The 17,041-nt window shown below is 72.2% G+C and carries 15 protein-coding genes and 2 pseudogenes; 5 read left to right on the top strand and 12 right to left on the bottom strand.

All coding sequences use genetic code 11. From position 1 onward, the window contains the following. Positions 1-263: 263 nt before the first annotated feature. Positions 264-518, bottom strand: coding sequence for a helix-turn-helix domain-containing protein (locus ACGFS9_RS15100; protein ID WP_393253405.1), 255 nt, complete (start codon positions 516-518; stop codon positions 264-266). A gap of 273 nt (positions 519-791) precedes the next feature. Beyond that, positions 792-2,609: a gamma-glutamyltransferase gene (gene ggt, locus ACGFS9_RS15095; RefSeq protein WP_393253404.1), complete on the bottom strand. Its 1,818-nt coding sequence runs from the start codon at positions 2,607-2,609 to the stop codon at positions 792-794. A 104-nt stretch (positions 2,610-2,713) separates the two neighbouring features. On the opposite strand from ggt, the gene ACGFS9_RS15090 reads away from it, so the two are divergent. Then, complete coding sequence (locus ACGFS9_RS15090; RefSeq protein WP_393253402.1) at positions 2,714-3,484, top strand: hypothetical protein; 771 nt, start codon at positions 2,714-2,716, stop codon at positions 3,482-3,484. Positions 3,485-3,979: 495 nt separating this feature from the next. Here the strand turns inward: ACGFS9_RS15090 and ACGFS9_RS15085 are convergent, their stop codons facing one another. After that, positions 3,980-4,426, bottom strand: coding sequence for an anthrone oxygenase family protein (locus ACGFS9_RS15085; protein ID WP_393253401.1), 447 nt, complete (start codon positions 4,424-4,426; stop codon positions 3,980-3,982). A gap of 91 nt (positions 4,427-4,517) precedes the next feature. Here ACGFS9_RS15085 and ACGFS9_RS15080 point away from each other — a divergent pair, with 91 nt between their 5' ends. Then, positions 4,518-5,096: a TetR/AcrR family transcriptional regulator gene (locus ACGFS9_RS15080; protein WP_393253400.1), complete on the top strand. Its 579-nt coding sequence runs from the start codon at positions 4,518-4,520 to the stop codon at positions 5,094-5,096. A gap of 513 nt (positions 5,097-5,609) precedes the next feature. Then, positions 5,610-7,184: a CocE/NonD family hydrolase gene (locus ACGFS9_RS15075; protein WP_393253399.1), complete on the top strand. Its 1,575-nt coding sequence runs from the start codon at positions 5,610-5,612 to the stop codon at positions 7,182-7,184. Between the two features lie 47 nt (positions 7,185-7,231). Here the strand turns inward: ACGFS9_RS15075 and ACGFS9_RS15070 are convergent. The 9 genes and pseudogenes from ACGFS9_RS15070 to ACGFS9_RS15030 all read right to left on the bottom strand — a co-directional run. Then, a pseudogene (locus ACGFS9_RS15070) lies at positions 7,232-7,447 on the bottom strand (amino acid ABC transporter permease); the annotation flags it as partial. A 97-nt stretch (positions 7,448-7,544) separates the two neighbouring features. Further along, complete coding sequence (locus ACGFS9_RS15065) at positions 7,545-7,700, bottom strand: hypothetical protein (protein ID WP_393253495.1); 156 nt, start codon at positions 7,698-7,700, stop codon at positions 7,545-7,547. Positions 7,701-8,107: 407 nt separating this feature from the next. Next, positions 8,108-8,548, bottom strand: a complete 441-nt coding sequence (locus ACGFS9_RS15060) for a DUF6278 family protein (protein WP_393253397.1) — start codon at positions 8,546-8,548, stop codon at positions 8,108-8,110. Positions 8,549-8,925: 377 nt separating this feature from the next. Continuing rightward, positions 8,926-9,705, bottom strand: a complete 780-nt coding sequence (locus ACGFS9_RS15055; protein ID WP_393253396.1) for an exodeoxyribonuclease III — start codon at positions 9,703-9,705, stop codon at positions 8,926-8,928. Between the two features lie 202 nt (positions 9,706-9,907). Further along, positions 9,908-10,543: an MBL fold metallo-hydrolase gene (locus ACGFS9_RS15050; protein ID WP_393253395.1), complete on the bottom strand. Its 636-nt coding sequence runs from the start codon at positions 10,541-10,543 to the stop codon at positions 9,908-9,910. Between the two features lie 82 nt (positions 10,544-10,625). Next, a complete protein-coding gene (gene pcaC / locus ACGFS9_RS15045) occupies positions 10,626-11,921 on the bottom strand; it encodes a 4-carboxymuconolactone decarboxylase (protein ID WP_393253486.1) in 1,296 nt (431 codons plus the stop codon). Between the two features lie 32 nt (positions 11,922-11,953). Beyond that, complete coding sequence (locus ACGFS9_RS15040) at positions 11,954-12,235, bottom strand: transposase (RefSeq protein WP_393253485.1); 282 nt, start codon at positions 12,233-12,235, stop codon at positions 11,954-11,956. A 379-nt stretch (positions 12,236-12,614) separates the two neighbouring features. Further along, a pseudogene (locus tag ACGFS9_RS15035) lies at positions 12,615-13,088 on the bottom strand (transposase); the annotation flags it as partial. A gap of 389 nt (positions 13,089-13,477) precedes the next feature. Beyond that, the gene (locus tag ACGFS9_RS15030; RefSeq protein WP_393253393.1) at positions 13,478-13,855 is read right to left on the bottom strand and encodes a hypothetical protein; all 378 of its coding nucleotides are present in this window, start codon (positions 13,853-13,855) and stop codon (positions 13,478-13,480) included. A gap of 1,558 nt (positions 13,856-15,413) precedes the next feature. On the opposite strand from ACGFS9_RS15030, the gene ACGFS9_RS15025 reads away from it, so the two are divergent. Beyond that, on the top strand, positions 15,414-16,262 hold the full coding sequence (locus ACGFS9_RS15025) for a GAF and ANTAR domain-containing protein (protein WP_393253391.1): 849 nt from the start codon (positions 15,414-15,416) through the stop codon (positions 16,260-16,262). Positions 16,263-16,293: 31 nt separating this feature from the next. Further along, entirely contained in the window at positions 16,294-17,019 is a 726-nt protein-coding gene (locus ACGFS9_RS15020; protein ID WP_393253389.1) for a GAF and ANTAR domain-containing protein, read from the top strand. Positions 17,020-17,041: the final 22 nt, after the last annotated feature.

Here is a 17,041-nt window from a genome sequence, read left to right as displayed (position 1 = left end):
CGGTCCGGTAGAAAACACCAGCCGTGTTACGGATCGGCTACGGGGAGTTTTCGTGCGGGCGCGGCGCCCTCGGGGATGGATCACATCGGCGTGCTCCGGTTCGGGCGCGCCGAATGTGGGGTGACCCTACTCCCCTGCTCTGGGGGTGTGTTGGGGTTTGGCGGGTTTGGCCGGGAGATGCCGGTGGGGTGGGGCCGAGGGTCCGGCGGGGGTGGGTGGGGGCGCCGGGGTGCCGGTGCTCGCGGTCGGCGGTGCGGGGTGCGTCAGGGGGTGGGCGCCCAGGTGCAGCGGACGACGAGGTCGTCCATGGACAGGCCGAGGGCGCGGGCGAGTGCGGCGACGGTGAAGAAGGCGGGGGTGGGGGCGCGTCCGGTCTCGATCTTGCGGAGGGTTTCGGCGGAGATGCCGGCCACCGCGGCGATGTCGACCATGCTGCGGCCGGCGCGCGCTTCGCGCAGCAGCCGGCCGAGACGCTCGCCGCGTTCGCGTTCTTCGGGGGTCAGGGGGACGCGCACCATGGCGCCATTCTAATACCGGTGCGTCCGTGGCCGTTTTGGAGGCGGGGGGCGCCCCCTACGGGTGAGGCGGCCCTGGGAGGGCGGGCTGCCCGCGTACGCCCCCAGAGCGGTGGTCCCCGGGAAGCGGACGATCCCCGGGGAACACGGTCCCCGCGTACGTCCTCTCCCCGGAGCGGGGGCCCGCACGGAGGGGGCGGGCGCGGGCGCCGGAGGGTGGTCTCCCGGGAGGTGTTTCCCCCGGAGACCGGTTCTTCTCCTGGAGGCGGTGTCTGCCTACGGGGCGGGGTGTACGACCATCGCCGAGCCGCCGCCGCGGCGGGTCGTCTCGGCCGCGGCGAGCCATTTGCCGTGGGGCAGTCGCTGGATGCCGGTGGCGGCTCCGATCTCGGGGTTGGGTTTGAAGGAGTGGCCGAGGGCTTCCAGCCGCGCTCTGAGGGGGCTGTCGTAGAGGGCGGGTTCGAGGTCGGTCTGGGCGGTGTTGCGCTGGCTGGCGCGGGGGGCGGCGATCGCGTCGACGAGGGGGAGGCCGCGGTCGAGGAACTCGGTCAGGGTCTGCAGGACGGTGGTGATGATGGTCGAGCCGCCGGGTGAGCCGAGTGCGACGACGGGCCGGTCGTGGCGGTCGAGGACGATGGTCGGCGCGATGGAGGAGCGGGGCCGTTTGCCGGGTCCGGGCAGGTTGGGGTCGTGGACGCCGGGGGTGGCCGGGGTGAAGGAGAAGTCGGTCAGCTCGTTGTTGAGGAGGAAGCCGCGGCCGGGGACGGTGATGCCGCTGCCGCCGGTCTGTTCGATGGTGAGGGTGTAGGAGACGACGTTGCCCCACCGGTCGGCGACCGTGAGGTGCGTGGTGTTCTCGCCCTCGTAGGTGGTCGGGGCGGCGGTGCCGCGGCTGGTGCAGGGGGTGGGGTGGTTCGGGTCGCCGGGGGCGAGGGGGCTGGTGAGTACGGCGTCGTCCTTGATGAGGCAGGCGCGGGAGTCGGCGTACTTCTGGGTGAGGAGGGCCTTGGTGGGGACGTCCTCGAAGGCGGGGTCGCCCAGCCAGCGGCCGCGGTCGGCGAAGGCGATGCGGCTCGCTTCGACGAAGCGGTGGAGGTAGCGGGTTTCGCTCGCCCGGGCGAGGTCGGTGTTCTCCAGGATGTTGAGGGCTTCGCCGACGGTGGTGCCGCCGGAGGAGGAGGGTGCGATGGAGTGGACGCGCAGGCCGCGGTAGACGGTTGTGGTGGGTGCCTGGCGTTTCGCTTCGTAGGCGGCGAGGTCGCGGGTGGAGAGCCGGCCGGGGCGGGCGTTGTAGCCGGAGGCGGGGTCGACGGGCGGGTGCTGGACGGTGGTGACGATGTCGCGGGCGAGGCGGCCGCGGTAGAGGGTGTCCGTTCCCTTCCTGCCGAGTTCCTCGTAGGTGCGGGCCAGGTCGGGGTTCTTGAAGGTGCTGCCGACGGCGGGCGGGGCACCGCCGGGGAGGAACAGGCGTGCGGTGGCGGGGAAGTTCGCGAAGCGGGCCTGGTTGGCGGCGGTCTGCGAGCGGAAGGTGTCGTCGACGGTGAAGCCGTGGCGGGCGATGTGCTGGGCGGGGCGCAGGACGGTGGCGAGGCGTTTGGTGCCCCAGGTGTCCAGTGCGGTCTGCCAGGTGGCGGGCGTGCCGGGTGTGCCGACGCCGAGGCCGCTGGTGACGGCGTCGGCGAAGGGGAGGGGTTCGCCGTTCTCCAGGAAGAGTCCGGCGTCCGCGGTCAGGGGGGCGGTCTCGCGGCCGTCGATGGTGTGGACGGTGCGGGAGGCGGCGTCGTAGTAGACGAGGTAGCCGCCGCCTCCGATGCCCGCGGAGTAGGGCTCGGTGACGCCGAGGGCGGCGGCGGTGGCGACGGCGGCGTCCACGGCGTTGCCACCTCTTCGCAGGATGTCGATGCCGGCGGCGGAGGCGTCCTGGTCGACGCTGGCGACGGCGCCTCCGTAGCCGACGGCGAGGGGTGTCTTGGCGTGGGAGGGTGCGGCGTTGGGGGGCGGTGCGGGTGCGGTGGGGGGTGCGGCGGCGGCGATCGTGATGACGGTGGCGGAGACCGCCAGGACCGCAAGATTCCGCGCAACAGGGCGACGCATCGGTACCTCCAGTCGACAGCCGTCCACGCAGCGTAACGTCGATGCCATGCTCGCGTCAGGACCCCCTCGAACGTGCTTCCGTGGGACCGCTAGCATGCGCGCCCATGACTGACGACGTGCGCAACATCGTCCTCGGCGTGCTGGCGGCCGGCCTCAGTGCCGCGCTGGGCTGGCTCGCCCGCACCTATCTGTGGAAGCGCCGCCTCCGGCGCAAGCAGGCGTTCTTCGGGCTGCCCGACAACTCCGAGTCGCTGCTGGTGGTGAACCGCGAGGCGGGCGGTCCGGAGTTGACGGTGATGCGGCACGACGTGTTCGCGTTGCTGGAGCTGTCGGCACTGATCAAGGACTGCGGTGCGCACGCGCAGGTCATCGCGCACGACGCGACGCAGCAAGGCTTCGGCGAGCGGACGGAGTTCTGTGTGGGCGGTCCCGCGTCGAACCGGCGGATGGCGGCGCATCTGCACTCGTTGCTGCCGGGTGTGCGGGTCAACGTCGAGGCGGAGCCGGGGCCGGACCGGGGCGCCTTCCAGGTGGGCAGCGAGCGCTATCGCCTGGAGGCGGGCAGGAGCGAGTACGTGCTCCTCGCCCGGCTCACCGCGGGTCAGAGCCGGGAGGCGAGACCGGTGTTCCTGTTCTGCGGGCAGCGGGCGATCACCAACCAGGCGGCGACGCGCTACCTGGCGCGCAACCACGCGCGACTGGCGCGCAAGCACGGCGGCAGCAGCTTCGTCCTGCTGCTGAAGGTGGTGAACTCGCAGGCGTACGGGCCCGACGTCGTCGAGGTCGTCGCGGACGTCACCCGCGCCGCGCAGGCCCCCCTGCCGACACCGGCGCCCGCCTCCGCGTCGGGCTCCCGGCATCGCGCGGAGTCCTGAGGGGCGGGCGGGCACCCCGGCCGCCCGGCCTCCGGACCTCGCAACGAGCGAGGGCGGGTGCGCCGATCCAGCAGGCGCGGGCGGGTGTGCCGGGCGGGCCGGTGCGGGTGCCGGGCGGGGTGGTGCCCGCGCCGGACGGAATGGCGGGTGCGGTACGGCGGCCCGCCCGCTCCCTCAAGTAGCCGTCCCGCCAGTTGAGTTCCGGTGGCGGCTGGTCAACCAGTCCGATCCACCCGGGGTTTGCGGGCGGGGGACGTCACGCGCCGTGCCGCGTAGCCGAGTCGAGGACCGGAGGGCGGCACGGCGCGCGCTCCGCCGCAAGCGCCGCCGCGGGCACACCACTCGCCCGCCCCGTGTCGCCGCCGCGTTCGGGGTTCCGCGGAGCCCTGCCCTAGACGCCCCGCCCGAGGCCCGGCCCGGGCCGCGGCGCACCACGGCGACGCGGAGTCGGCCGTGTCGCCGTGGTGCGCCGCGGGCGGGGCCGGTGCCCGCGGGTCAGAGGAGTGCGGCGGCCAGCAGGGCGAACGCGGCGACGATGATCGCGACGCGGACGTAGTGGAAGCGGTCCCAGCGGTGCATCTGCTCCTTCCAGTCGTCGGGCCGGTTCTCGGGGGTCCAGGTCTTGCCCCGGTTGTTGATCGGGACGAGCAGCAGGATCGACATGATCACGCTGACGATGAGCAGAGCGGCGGCGGTGACGACCAGGCGCGCTCCGGAGTCGTGCCATCCGGCGACGGCCCAGACCGCGCTCAGGGCGAGTGAGCCGATGTACCAGACCGGCATCACGGCGCCGAGCATCCGGCCTCCGTGGGCGCGGCCGAGCTGGCCGCTGTCGCCGGGGAGTGCGTCGAGGATGCGGTTGATGACGAAGGCGACGGAGAACTCCACCCCCACCATCAGGCCGACGGTGACGGTGGTGAAGACCTTGAGTGCGTCGAGCATGGCGTCCCTCCCGGAATCTAGCGTTGCTAGCCGATGAGGCAACGCTAGTCCTGCCATGGCTCGCTTGTCTAGCGGTGCTAGGATCGAAGGCATGTCGGTTCAGGAACGCAAGGAGCGAGAGCGGGCGGCCCGGGAGCGCCTCATCGTCGCGACGGCCCGCGAACTCGCCGAGCAGCAGGGCTGGGACGCGGTGACCACCCGTCGGCTCGCGGAGCGCATCGAATACAGCCAGCCCGTCCTCTACAGCCACTTCCGGGGCAAGCGCGAGATCATCGGCGCCGTCGCCCTCGAAGGGTCCACCGAGATGGCCGCGGCACTGCGGGCCGCGACCGCGGCGGCAGAGGGGCCTCGCGCCCGGGTCACCGCCCTCGCCCGCGCCTATCTGGATTTCGCCGCGTCCAACCCGGCCGTCTACGACGCCGTCTTCCGGCTCGACGGCGGCCTGGCCTTCGCGGCGGAGGACACCCCGGAGCCACTGAAGGACGCGTTCGCGGCACTACAGGAGACCCTGGGCGAGGTCGCCGGGGACTCCGTCCCGGACGGGCTCTTCACCGAGGTGTTCTGGGCCGCGCTGCACGGGCTGGCCACCTTGACCCGGGCGGGGCGGCTGCCTCCGGAGGACACCGGGCGGAGAGTGGACCTGCTGGTGGACCGGCTTCCCGTGATCTGACCCGCCCGTCGCGGACGGGCGGGCCGGACTTCCGGCCGGCCCGCCTCTCCCCCGCCCCACGGGCGTCGGCGTGACGGGACGACGCTGCGGGGCGCGGACGGCGCCCGCCGCGAGAGCCGGGCGCGCCGTGCGGAACCGGGCGCCCGCCGTACAGGGCGGATCACATCGCAGGGCAGGGCGCGCCGCGGGGCAGGGCAAGGCGGGGCGCGCGCCGCGCGGCCGTCACTACCCTCCGAGGCCGGCACGGAGCGCCGTGAAGCAGGCGGCGCGGCGCGGCGGCGAAGGGGTGTGGGATACACGCCGGGCCGGCTCCGTCGCAGACTTCGACGCGTCGCGCGGGCGACTGGGCTGCCACCGGGCGCGCCGGTCATCACACGCCCGAGTCGGGCCGGGGTGCGAGGCGGCCAAGTCTTCAACAATCGTTACTGGCACGTAACTTACCGACGGGTTACCCCTGGTAAGCCGTCGCGGTTACCGTCGGGTCACTTTGCGCCGACCAGTGAGGAGTGACCCGTGGGACACGGTCGCAACGCCCTGCGCACGTCCGCCGTCGGTGCCGCCACGGCGGCGCTGGTCGCCGCCGCCTGCCTCGGGACGGCCCCCGCCGCCCGGGCCGCGGGCGGCACGGGCGGCCTCCGGTTCGTCGACATCGCCGGGGACGGAGGAACCGTCCTGAAGGCCAACGTCGTCACCCCCGCGGGAGCCGACGGCAGCCGGGCCTATCCGCTGATCGTGCTGCCGACGAGTTGGGGGCTGCCGCAGGTCGAGTACCTCGCGCAGGCCCGGAAGCTCGCCGACACCGGCTACGTGGTGGTCTCCTACAACGTCCGCGGGTTCTGGCAGTCGGGCGGAACGATAGAGGTGGCGGGCCCGTCCGACACCGCCGACGCCTCCCGGGTGATCGACTGGGCGCTCGCCAACACCCCCGCCGATCCGCGGGAGGTGGGCATGGCGGGCGTCTCCTACGGCGCCGGCATCAGCCTGCTCGCCGCCGCGCACGACCCGCGGGTCAAGGCGGTGGCCGCGCTCAGCGGCTGGGCCGACCTGATCGACTCGATCTACTCCGAGCGCACCCAGCACGTCCAGGCCGCCGCCCTACTCGACGGCGCCGGCTATCTCACCGGTCGCCCCGGCCCCGAAGCCCGGCAGGTCTTCAAGGACTTCTTCTCCTCCGACCTCGCCAAGGAGCAGAGCCTGATCGACTGGGGCAGGAAGCGCTCCCCGCGGACCTACGTCGACCGCATCAACGCCAACGGCACCGCCGTGTTCCTCGCCAACGCGTGGGGCGACACGATCTTCCCGCCCAACCAGTACGGCAGGTTCTACGAGCAACTCACCGGCCCCAAAAGACTGGAGATGCGGCCCGGGGACCACGCGACCGCCGAACTGACCGGCCTGTTCGGTCTGCCCAACGACGTGTGGACGGACACCGGACGCTGGTTCGACCACTACCTGAGGGGCGCTGACAACGGCGTGGAACGCGAGCGGCCGGTGCGGCTCAAGTCCCGTTCCACCGGCGCCTACGAAGGCTATCCGGACTGGAAGTCGGTCGGCGCGACCAGCCGGAAGATCGCCCTCGGGGGCACCAGGACGATCCACACGAACGTCGACTCCGGGGCCGACGGCGGCGTGGTCCTGCTCTCCGGCGTCCTCGACCAGTTCACCCGGACCCCGCCGATGGCCGCGATCCCCCTGCTGCCCCGCCGCTGGGCCGCGGTGTGGCAGTCGGAGCGGTACCGCGGCGGGCAGCAGGTGCGCGGCACCGCGCGGGTGCACACGACGGTCACCGCGACCAAGGAGAGCGGCACCCTCGTCGCCTATCTGTACGACGTGGGGCCGCTCGGCCTCGGCAGGCTGGTCACCAACGCGCCGTACACCTTCCACGGGCGGACGCCCGGCAAGCCGTTCGGTGTGGACCTGGAGTTGTTCTCCACGGCCTACGACGTCCCGGCGGGCCACCGACTGGCCCTGGTCGTCGACACGGTGGACCCGCTCTACATCGAGCACAACCCGTCCGGCGCGCAGCTGACCTTCTCCTCGCCGGAGCACGACCCGTCGTATGTGTCGGTGCCCCTGCGCGAGCAGTGATCTCCGGCTGCCGCCGGCCGGGCCTGGCCCTGTGAGCTGCTGCTCCCCTACGGTGGCGGGGCGGTGGGGGGTACCCCACCCGGCAGCAGCGTCCCTGGTTCGGCCGGTGCCACGTCCACGGCCTCGGTCTCGGGACTGCGCCGCTCGAACCGGTTCGCCCGGGTGAGCGGCGCGTACATCCCGGTGCGGTGCGGCGAGGTCGCCGTCACCGCGGGGATGAACGCCACATCGTAGTCGAGGTTCGACGCGAGCGGTTTCCCGGAGCGTGGTTCGCGGCCCGCGCGGTGCGGGAGACGACGGCCGGGGCACCGGGGCGGCCCGGCGGGGGCGCGGTGGCGGGCGGGTGCGGTGGTGGGTGGCTCACCGTGCGGTCCGCCTTCCCCCGCGCGGCCGGGACCGGCCGGCGTCGGCGCGCGCCTCCCCCGTGCCGACGGCGAGTCTGACGTCCTGCGGACCATGCAACTCCCCGAAGTGCGTGTTGACGTCGTGCAGTTCGATCAACGGATCGACGGACATGGCGCTCCTGCCCACACTCTGTTGTGTCGGTCACCGCAAACTATCCACGCGAAACTTCACTTAAGGGGCGACACGCACGCAGAGCAATTAACCGTATTTGAGGCTGCATTACGGGCTCGTCACGACACTCCGCGCGGTCCCCCGGATGCCGCGCCCGGCGGACCCGGGGCAGGGCATCCGGGCGCGGGACGACCGGCACTCGGGACGACCGGCGGGCCCGGGCGACGCACCGGCGGGACAGGCGGGGCCGAACCGCGACGCCGCGAGCCCGGGCGGAGCCACGGCGGAGCCGGGGCGGCACGGGCGTCGCGGCGGCACGGGCGTCGCGGCGGCACGGGCACGGCGGAAGCCTCGGCGGCGCGAGGTGCGGTGGAGGTGCGGGCGGGGCCGGCGGGCTGGGCGGGTGGCTACCCCTCGGATGCCTCGGCGTAGGTCTGGGACAGTTCGGGGACGCCGTGGACGGCCCAGTCGAGCCCCGCGTCCACGACGGCGATCTCCCGGCCCGAGGCGAGCCGGACCGCGGGGCTGCCGCCGGGCCAGACGTGCCAGGCCGCTCCGGGCACCGTCCTGACCACGACGGTGCCCAGGTACAGGCCGGCGTCGTTGCCCAGCCAGGGCAGCGCCTCGGGGTCGTCGCGCCACCGCGGCAGGAGCTGGTCGAGCGCCGCCAACGAGGCCGGGCTGTCGTCCAGTTCGAGTCCGGCGGCCGCCGCCTGGGAACGGAGCAGTTCGCACTCCGAGAGCAGTTCGGCGACACCTTCGGGGTCGTCCTCGAAGGCGGCGGCGAGCGCCTGGTCCCGGTGCTCCGGACGGCGCCTGCGCCATTTGTCGAGGAAGGGGATGTTCATGACCGGCCTCTCCGTGGGGTGCGATCGCCGTCGGCTCAGCGTTCCCGGTGCCCTCGCGAGCCTATCTTGCGTCGGTTGATGACGGAATCGGACGCATCGCACCGCGGCGGCGCCGGCGCTGCGGACAACGGTTCACGGGCGTTTCGCGCGACGTGGCGTGCCGTCAACACATGTGGTCGGCACGCGGGTTGGACCGGGCGGGCCGTCGGGAGCGGCCGAGATCCGCCGAGTCCGGACGGCCCGGGTCCGCCGGGTGGGGAGACACCAGGGTCCGCCGGACGTGTGGCGGGCCCCTCCGGCCGGGGTGGCGCTCGTCGGGCCGCGGAGGTGCTGTGTGCGGCGGCCGGAGCCCGGGCCGGGGGTGCGGCCGGGTACTGTCAGACGTCGAGGTCCACGACGACCGGGGCGTGGTCGGAGGCGCCCTTGCCCTTGCGCTCGTCACGGTCGACGTAGGCGTCCTTGACCGCCGCGGAGAAGGGGGCGTTGCCGTAGACGAGGTCGATGCGCATGCCGCGGTTCTTGGGGAAGCCGAGCTGGCGGTAGTCCCAGTAGGTGAAGGGCCGGTCGTACTTCAGGGGGCGGGGGACGACGTCGGTCAGGCCGGTCTCGCGGAGGGCGGCGAGGGCGTCGCGCTCGGCGGGGGTGACGTGGGTGAGTCCTTCGAAGGCGGCCGTGTCGAAGACGTCGTCGTCGGTGGGTGCCACGTTGTAGTCGCCCATCACCGCGAACGGCCGGCCGCCGGCGGCGTCGCCCGCGACCGCCGTCCGCAGGGCCTCAAGCCACTGGAGCTTGTAGGCGTAGTGCGGGTGGTCGACCTCGCGGCCGTTCGGCACGTACACCGACCAGACGCGGACCGGGCCGCAGGTCGCCGAGACGGCGCGGGGCTCCTCGACGCCCTCGTACCCGGGGTCGCCGGGCAGTCCTCTGACGACGTCGTCGAGGCCGACGCGGGAGAGCACCGCCACGCCGTTCCACCGGCCGGTGGCGTGCACCGCCGCCTCGTAGCCGAGCTCGCGCAGTTGCTCCGTGGGGAACTGCTCGGCGGCGATCTTGGCTTCCTGGAGGCACAGCACGTCCGTGCCGGTGCTCTCCAGCCAGGCCAGCAGCCGCGGCAGGCGGGCGGTGACCGAGTTCACGTTCCAGGTGGCGATGCGCATGCCCCACAACCTACCCGGCGGGTGTGACAACGGGTCCGCGGACGGCGCCGCCGCCCCCGCGGGGCGGCGGGAGCCGCCCCGCGGGGGCGGGGCGTGTTGCGGGGGTGGGGCGTGTTGCGAGAGTCCCCTTCTGCCGGGCGGCTCGCCCTCCGGGCGGAGGACGGGACTTTCGCGACGCCCTGGCGGTGCCCGGCGGCGGGGGTCAGACCTGCGCGGACGTCCCCGGGGTGAGGCGCAGGTGCTCGGCGCCGCCGAGGGAGCCGATCTGGGTGTCGTAGATCGGCCGGGCGAGGTCGGTGAGCAGCGCGTCGTGGATGTCGTAGGCGCGCTGCGGCTTGACCTCGCGGACGTAGTCGATGACCTCGGAGATCTTGTTCCACGGGGCCATGACCGGGAGCATCAGCGTCTCGACGGGGCTGCCGGGGACGGTGAGGGCGTCGCCGGGGTGGAAGACCCGGCCTCCGTCGATCAGGTAGCCGACGTTGGTGATGCGGGGGATGTCCGGGTGGATGACCGCGTGGAGTTCGCCGTGCACCTGCACGTCGAATCCGGCCGCGGTGAAGGTGTCGCCGTGGCCGACGGTGTGCACGCGGCCGGGGAAGGCGGCGGAGATCTTGTCGGCCACCGAGCGCAGCGTCCAGATCCGGGTCTGCGGGTCGGCCTCCATGGCGGCCCGCAGGCGGTCCTCGGCGAAGTGGTCGGGGTGCTCGTGGGTGACGAGGATGGCGTCCGCGCCGAGGGCGGCGTCCTCCTCGCTGAAACCGCCGGGGTCGATGACGAGCGTGCGTCCGTCCTTTTCGAGACGGACGCAGGCGTGCGACTTCTTCGTGAGTCTCATGGGTTCCATCCTGCCTCCCGGCCGGGTGGCGGGGACGGCCGCCCGGGGTTCGGCGGGGTGTCCGGCCGGTCGGCGGGGTGTGTCACTCCTCGGGGGTGGTCTCCTCGCGGATGACCTGCTGGGCGATCTTGAAGGCGGTGTTCGCGGCCGGTACGCCGCAGTAGACGGCCGTCTGGAGGAGGACCTCCCCGATCTCGGCGGGGGTGAGGCCGTTGCGCAGGGCGGCGCGGGTGTGGAAGGCGAGTTCGTCGTGGTGCCCGCCGGCCACGAGGGCGGTGAGGGTGACGCAGGAGCGGGTGCGGCGGTCGAGTCCGGGCCGGTTCCAGATCTCGCCCCAGGCGTAGCGGGTGATGAACTCCTGGAAGTCTCCGGAGAAGGCGTCCGCCGAGGCCAGCGCGCGGTCCACGTGGGCGTCGCCGAGGACCTCGCGGCGGACCTTGATCCCGGCGTCGAGGGGATCGGGCCGTGCGGCGGTCTCCGGCGGGGCGGGGGCGGGGCCGATCTCGGCGTGGGGGGCGACGGGCTGAGGTGCCGGGGCGGCGTGGGCGGGTGCGGAGGCGATGGCCGTCAGGCCGGTGCCGGACTCGTAGGGCGCGGGCTGCCAGGCGGTGGAGAAGTGGCGTACGAGGAGGTCGGTGACGGCGGCGGGTTGCTCGACGGGGACGAGGTGGGAGGCGCCGGGGACGACGGCGAGGCGGGCGTCCGGTGTGCCGGCGACGAGGGTGCGGGCCTCGGCCGGTCCGGTGATCTGGTCGTCGGAGCCGACGAGGACGAGGGTGGGCACGCCGATGTGGCGGAGTTCGGCGCGTACGTCGAAGGCGGCGAGGGCCTCGCAGGCGGCGATGTAGCAGCCGGGGTCGGTGGTGCGGACCATCTGCACGGCCCACTCGGTGATGGCGGGCTGGGTGGCGGCGAAGCCGGTGGTGAACCAGCGTTCGGGTGAGGTGCGGGCGATGGGGTCGAGTCCGTTGGAGCGGACGATCACGCCGCGCTGGCGGAACTCGTCGGCGGTGCCGTAGCGGGGTGAGGACGCGATGAGGGCGAGGGAGGCGACGCGTTCGGGCCGGCGGAGGGCGAGTTCGATGCCGAGGGCGCCGCCGAGGGCGCAGCCCGCGTAGCCGAAGCGGTGGATGCCGAGCTGGTCGAGGGTGGCGAGGAGCCGTCCGGCGAGTTCGGCGACCGAGCCGGCGGGGTGGGCGACGGCGCCGCCGTGTCCGGGGAGGTCGAAGCGGAAGACGCGGAAGGTCTTGGCGAGTTCGGGGACCTGCCGGTCCCACATGTGCCATGTGGTACCCAGTGAGGGACCCAGGATCAGGACCGGAGCGTCTTCTGGCCCGTCGAAGCGGTATTGCAGGGTGTTCGGTGGTGTCTCACTCACGCCCCAGACCCTCTCACGTCTCACGGACACCCCTATAACAGGGGGACGCTGGATACCGTCCTGACCAGGTTGAAGACCTCGTGGGCCGCATATCGCTTGAGGCATCGGATGATCTCGCGTCGGGTCTTGCCCTCCTGGGTGCGGCGTTCGTAGTACGCCTGGGTGCGCGGCTCGTGGCGCAGGCGGGTGAACACGATGCGGTGCAGGGCCGCGTTCGCACGGCGGTCGCCGCCGTAGTTGAGCCGGTGCGTGCTCCGACGGCCCGACGAATACTCGACTGGGCTGACTCCGCAAAGGGCAGCAAAGGGCAGCAAAGGATGCTTCGGTGTTCAGCCGCTCGGGGTTGTCTCCCATGGTGATCAGCAGGGTGACTGCGCTGTCCGGGCCGATGCCCACTGGTGCGAGTAGCTGTGGGGCGTGGTGTTCGACGAGCTGGGTCAGGCGTTGGTTCAGCTCATCGATCTGCCCGGTGAGCTGTTCGATGCGCTCGGCGAGCATTCTCAGGGTCATGTGGGTGGCCTGGGCCCCCGCGTTCTCGCCGTCCTCGCCGTCGCCTGGCCCGAGGCGTGCGCAGGTGCGGAACAGCTGGCGGTTGCCCAGGCTGGACAGTCGTTCCCGCAGTGCGGGATCGGCGATGACCAGGACGGCTTTGAGCTGGTTGATCGCCTGGGTACGGGCCTTGACCGCGGAGTCCTTGGCGAGCTTGTACATCCGGGCGCTGTGCACCGGACCGTCGCCGGGCTTGGCCCGGGCCCGGGCACGACCGCTGAGCACGGCCCGCGCGGCGGCCTGCGCATCGAGCGGGTCCGACTTCCCCAGCAGCCGGCGGGCCGAGCGGTCGGGCCGGTTCACCTCATACACCTCGACCTGCTGAGCCAGCAGGTAGCGGGACAGGCCCGCGCCGAAGGTGCCGGTGCCCTCCACACCGGCCCGGCGCACCATACCCCGCTTGCGGGCCCACACGAGCAACTGTCGGTAGCCGGCCGCCGTCGCCGGAAAGGACTCGGTGCCCAAGATCTTCCCCAGCGGGGACACCACGGCGGCGACGTGCACCTCACCGTGCGTGTCCACGCCCAGTACGACCTCTCTCCGCACGGGAGGATCCGTACTGGAGGAAGTGCTGCGCTGTATGGTCGTCAAGGTGGTTCGCCTCCCGCGTGGTGACATGCTGAGTGGATGGCACCGGCCCGCTCGGGCCGTCTGAACCGTGACGGCGCCTGAAACTCGGCAAGGCCCCTATAGGGACACGCCTCGTGGCTCGGTGACAGCAGAAACCATCCCGTAACGACAGTCGACAAGTCCGTGACTGGACACTTCGGTCAAAGATCTCAAGAGTCAGACCCCCGTTCGGGACGGCACTGCACAACCGTCCCATCGATCTCAGCGCTATGGCATGACCCGACCGCAGCCGGATGGTTTCGTCCGAACCTGCGCCCAACCTGGCCGGAGCAGGCTGACGCCGAGATGCGTCTCCGCCCACTCGTGACCGGCAATGAGGACAGCCTGTGACCCGTCTTACCGGCACTAGAAGTCGGGCCCTGGCCGCCTACGACCCCTTAATTCTCGGTACTGCACTGAACTGCCGTGAGTATCCGAATATGACGCCACACGTTCGCGTGGCTGCGCTGCGCCGCGCGTACCCATGAAGGAGGAGAATGCCAGTCGACGGCCACCTCGCGCTCGCCCCAGGCCACCTGCATGATGCGGCGATCACCGGCGAAACTCTCAACGAGATCGCGGCGCATGTAGAGCAGGTGGCCGCGCCAGGGCTTGTCTGCGCGGAAGACTGCGGAGGCGCGTCGGCCGTCCAAGCACACGAGATCCACGGTGCCGGGTAGTTGGCGCAGGCCGAACCTGGCGGCGAACTCGAACGACGGTACGTCGTAGCCCCCGCCGAGTCCGGTCTCCGATGTGCTGTCGGGGGCGAACTCCACGGCGACCTGATCGAGCCTGATGCCCTCGTCCTGCCAATCGTGGCGCAGTGCACGGTGTGGGAAGGCGCCTGGGGCCCAGGCACCGGGCTTTTCCGACCTGCTGAACGTGAATGGCCTCGTCGCGCATGCCGGACGCGTCGGACTCATCGCGGGCGCGCTGCTGCTCGTGATCGGCAGGTCGGCGCACTGCGGGGGTGTGTGCGGTGTGGCAGAAGGAGGAGGACCGGGAAACCCGACCCAGCTCAAGCTCAAGGATGCCGGTGTGCTGGTCGGCCTCGGCGTGGTCGGGCTGGTCGCGATGGGCAGATCCGTGTTCGCGATCAGTGCGGTCTGCTGGACCGCCGACAAGGTCAGGATCGCGGGTGGGGCGGGACGGGGCACTGCTGTTCTTCGCGGGCCCGGCCATCGCCCTGCTCGTCGACTTCCCGCTGCTGGTCTACCTGCTCACTCACATTCGGCTCGCCCCGGATTTCTCCGATGCCTTTCCGCAGCCGCCCGGTTGCCAGATTCCGGCCTGTTCGGACCCACCGCGGCGAAGGGCCGGGGACTATGCTGGTGTGCGGACGCCCAGGACCCCGGTGGACGCACGGCCTGCTGACCACGATGCCACGGGAGCGGATTCTCGTCCGGACCCGTCGCGTCTTCGAGGAGATCCCTGTCGGGCACCGAGCCTCGGAGCGCGGAACTCCGACCTGGTGACCCACTCATGTGTTCGTACGCCCCGACCTCGGTCGCACCTCGCCAGGTACGAAGCCCGGCGCCTCGCGTCCGTTGCCCGGTAGCGGTCCCGAGAACACCTGAACGGCTGGAACAGAGGTGTCATGCCTTATTCTGCGGCTGTCCATCCGCCGGAGGGCTCGCGGCCGCTCGCGCCGCTCTCGTCCCCTCCAGCGGGCGGGGGCGCCATGATCACCTCTCCAGCCCGCGGTCAGCCGTGGAGCGGAGGCGGTTGCGAGCAGCCCGCCGTAGAAGCGATGTGCCCGAGCCGGTCCAGCCCGCTGGCAGGCCGTCTGTTCCCGCGGGGATCTCGCGGGTCCGTCGCGGGGTCCCGCGCCGCGGCGTTCGACAAAGATGCTCTCGAGCCGAGCCCGGAAGTCCGTCCAGGACGTCTCGCCGTCGCCGTACAGCAGCCCGGATTCGCCGTGGTGATCGCGGAGACCGCAGCCCTGGAGGGCTGCGGGTTCGGATCTTCCCCAGGGCGGCGGCACCGGCGGCTCCCCCACGCGGTCCCAGCCCCCCGTGTCGTAGGCGATGACGGCTTCGGGTGGCCGGGATTCGACGGAGTGCGCCCGCCCGCCGTCGGCCGGATCACCGGCGCCGGCTTCGCCGGGCTCCTGGTTCACCGGCACGAGCGGCACCGGGATGTGGCCCGACGGTTGCAGGACCCGCTCCTCTCCGAGCGCCAGGCATCACTCGGTGTCGCCTTGGCGGACCGGGCCGACGAGCCGAGCGTGGCCTCTCTCCGCTCCTGGCGCAGGAAGGACGTCGGAAACGTCCGCGGGCCGGCCGACGGTGCCGTGTTCTTGGCGCCAGTTCCCCCTTTGATCCGGTGGTCACCGTGATCCCCGGCAGCCGGTCGGCGCGGATCCGGGTTCTCGTGGCCGAGCAGGCGGCCCTGCGCGGCGCCCGGGTCGGCCTCCTCGACGTGTGTACGGCGGCGGTGGCGGCGCTGCCGGTCGGCGGGGCCGGGGTGTCCGCGATGTCCCGCGACCGGGCGAGTCATCCGCTGTGCAGCACCGACTCCGTCAGCCAGCAGCTGGAAGAACTCCAGCTCACACTGGGCGAGGGGCCGTGCGTGGATGCCTTTGTCCTCGGCTCCTCGGTCCTCTGCACCGACTTGTTGGCCGCTGAACTCCAGTGGCGTTGGATGGTGTTCGCCGACGCGGCTCTGGAAGCCGGAGCCAGGGCGGTCTTCGCCTTCCCCCTGCAGATCGGTGCCATCAGTCCCGGCGTACTCGACCTGTACTCCAGCACCTCGGTCGAGCTGGACGCGGACGAGATGGCCGACGCGATGGCCTTCGCCGACACTGCCACGTTGCTTCTGCTCGACGCCGGGATCGGTGAGGCGGGTGTCCCGTCCGAAACCGGCGCGTCCGGCACCGACGTGGCCGGCACGGACCGGCCGGACCCCGCGCCCTTCGATGACCTGGGCGGTTACCGGGCCGAGATCGACCAGGCCACCGGCGTCCTCATGGTCCAGCTCGGCGTCGGCGTCGAGGAAGCGTTCATCCGGCTGCGCGCCCACGCGTACGCCCGGGGGATACGGATCTCGGTGGTCGCCGCCGACGTGGTCGCCCACCGGCTCCGCTTCCCCCTGGAGACCACACCGTCCGACGTGAGACCGCCGGATGCGCGTCCCTCCGATACGCAACCGCCGGATGCGCGACCGCCCGACGAGGAGCCCTGATGCTCACGCCCCACAAACAGAGGTGTGCACGATGAAGGAACAGCTGATGGCCCGGACGTTCGTCGAGCTGGCGGACAGTCTCGTCGCCGACTTCGACCTCATGGACTTCCTGCGTCTGCTCACCGACCGCTGCGTCGACCTGCTCGACGCGAGTGCGGCGGGCGTCCTGCTCGCCGACCGCGACGGAGTGCTGCGCGTCATGGCCACCTCCGACGAACGGGTGCGCCTCCTCGAACTCTTCCAGCTCCAGAACCACGAAGGCCCCTGCCTGGACTGCTTCCACACCGGGATCACCGTCTCCGTTCCCGACCTGCGCGACGAAGCGGCGCGCTGGCCTCTGTTCACCGCCCAGGCGCAGCGCCTCGGCTTCACCGCCGTCCAGGCGCTGCCCATGCGCCTGCGCGACGAGGTCGTCGGCGCCCTCAACCTCTTCCACACCACCCCGGCGCCCATCAGCCCCGCCGCCACCCCCTTCGCACAGGCCCTCGCCGACGTCGCCACCATCAGCCTGCTGCAACAGCGCACCACCGAGCGCAGCACCCTCCTCAACGAACAGCTGCAGACCGCCCTCAACAGCCGCGTCCTGATCGAACAGGCCAAGGGAAAGCTCGCCGAACGCCGCCACACGGACATGGAGCGGGCCTTCACGACGCTGCGCGCCTACGCCCGCGCCCACAACCGCCGCCTGGCGGACGTCGCCCGCGCCTTCGTCGACGAAACCGAGCACCTCCCCGGTCTCACTTCCGGAAGTTCCTGATCAGCCTCCTGCGAGAAGGGTT

Origin of the sequence: Streptomyces sp. NPDC048566 (assembly GCF_043199735.1) — a bacterium.
GTDB lineage: Bacteria > Actinomycetota > Actinomycetes > Streptomycetales > Streptomycetaceae > Streptomyces.
Note: the sequence above shows the minus strand (reverse complement) of the source record. Positions and strands in the feature narration are given on the sequence as shown.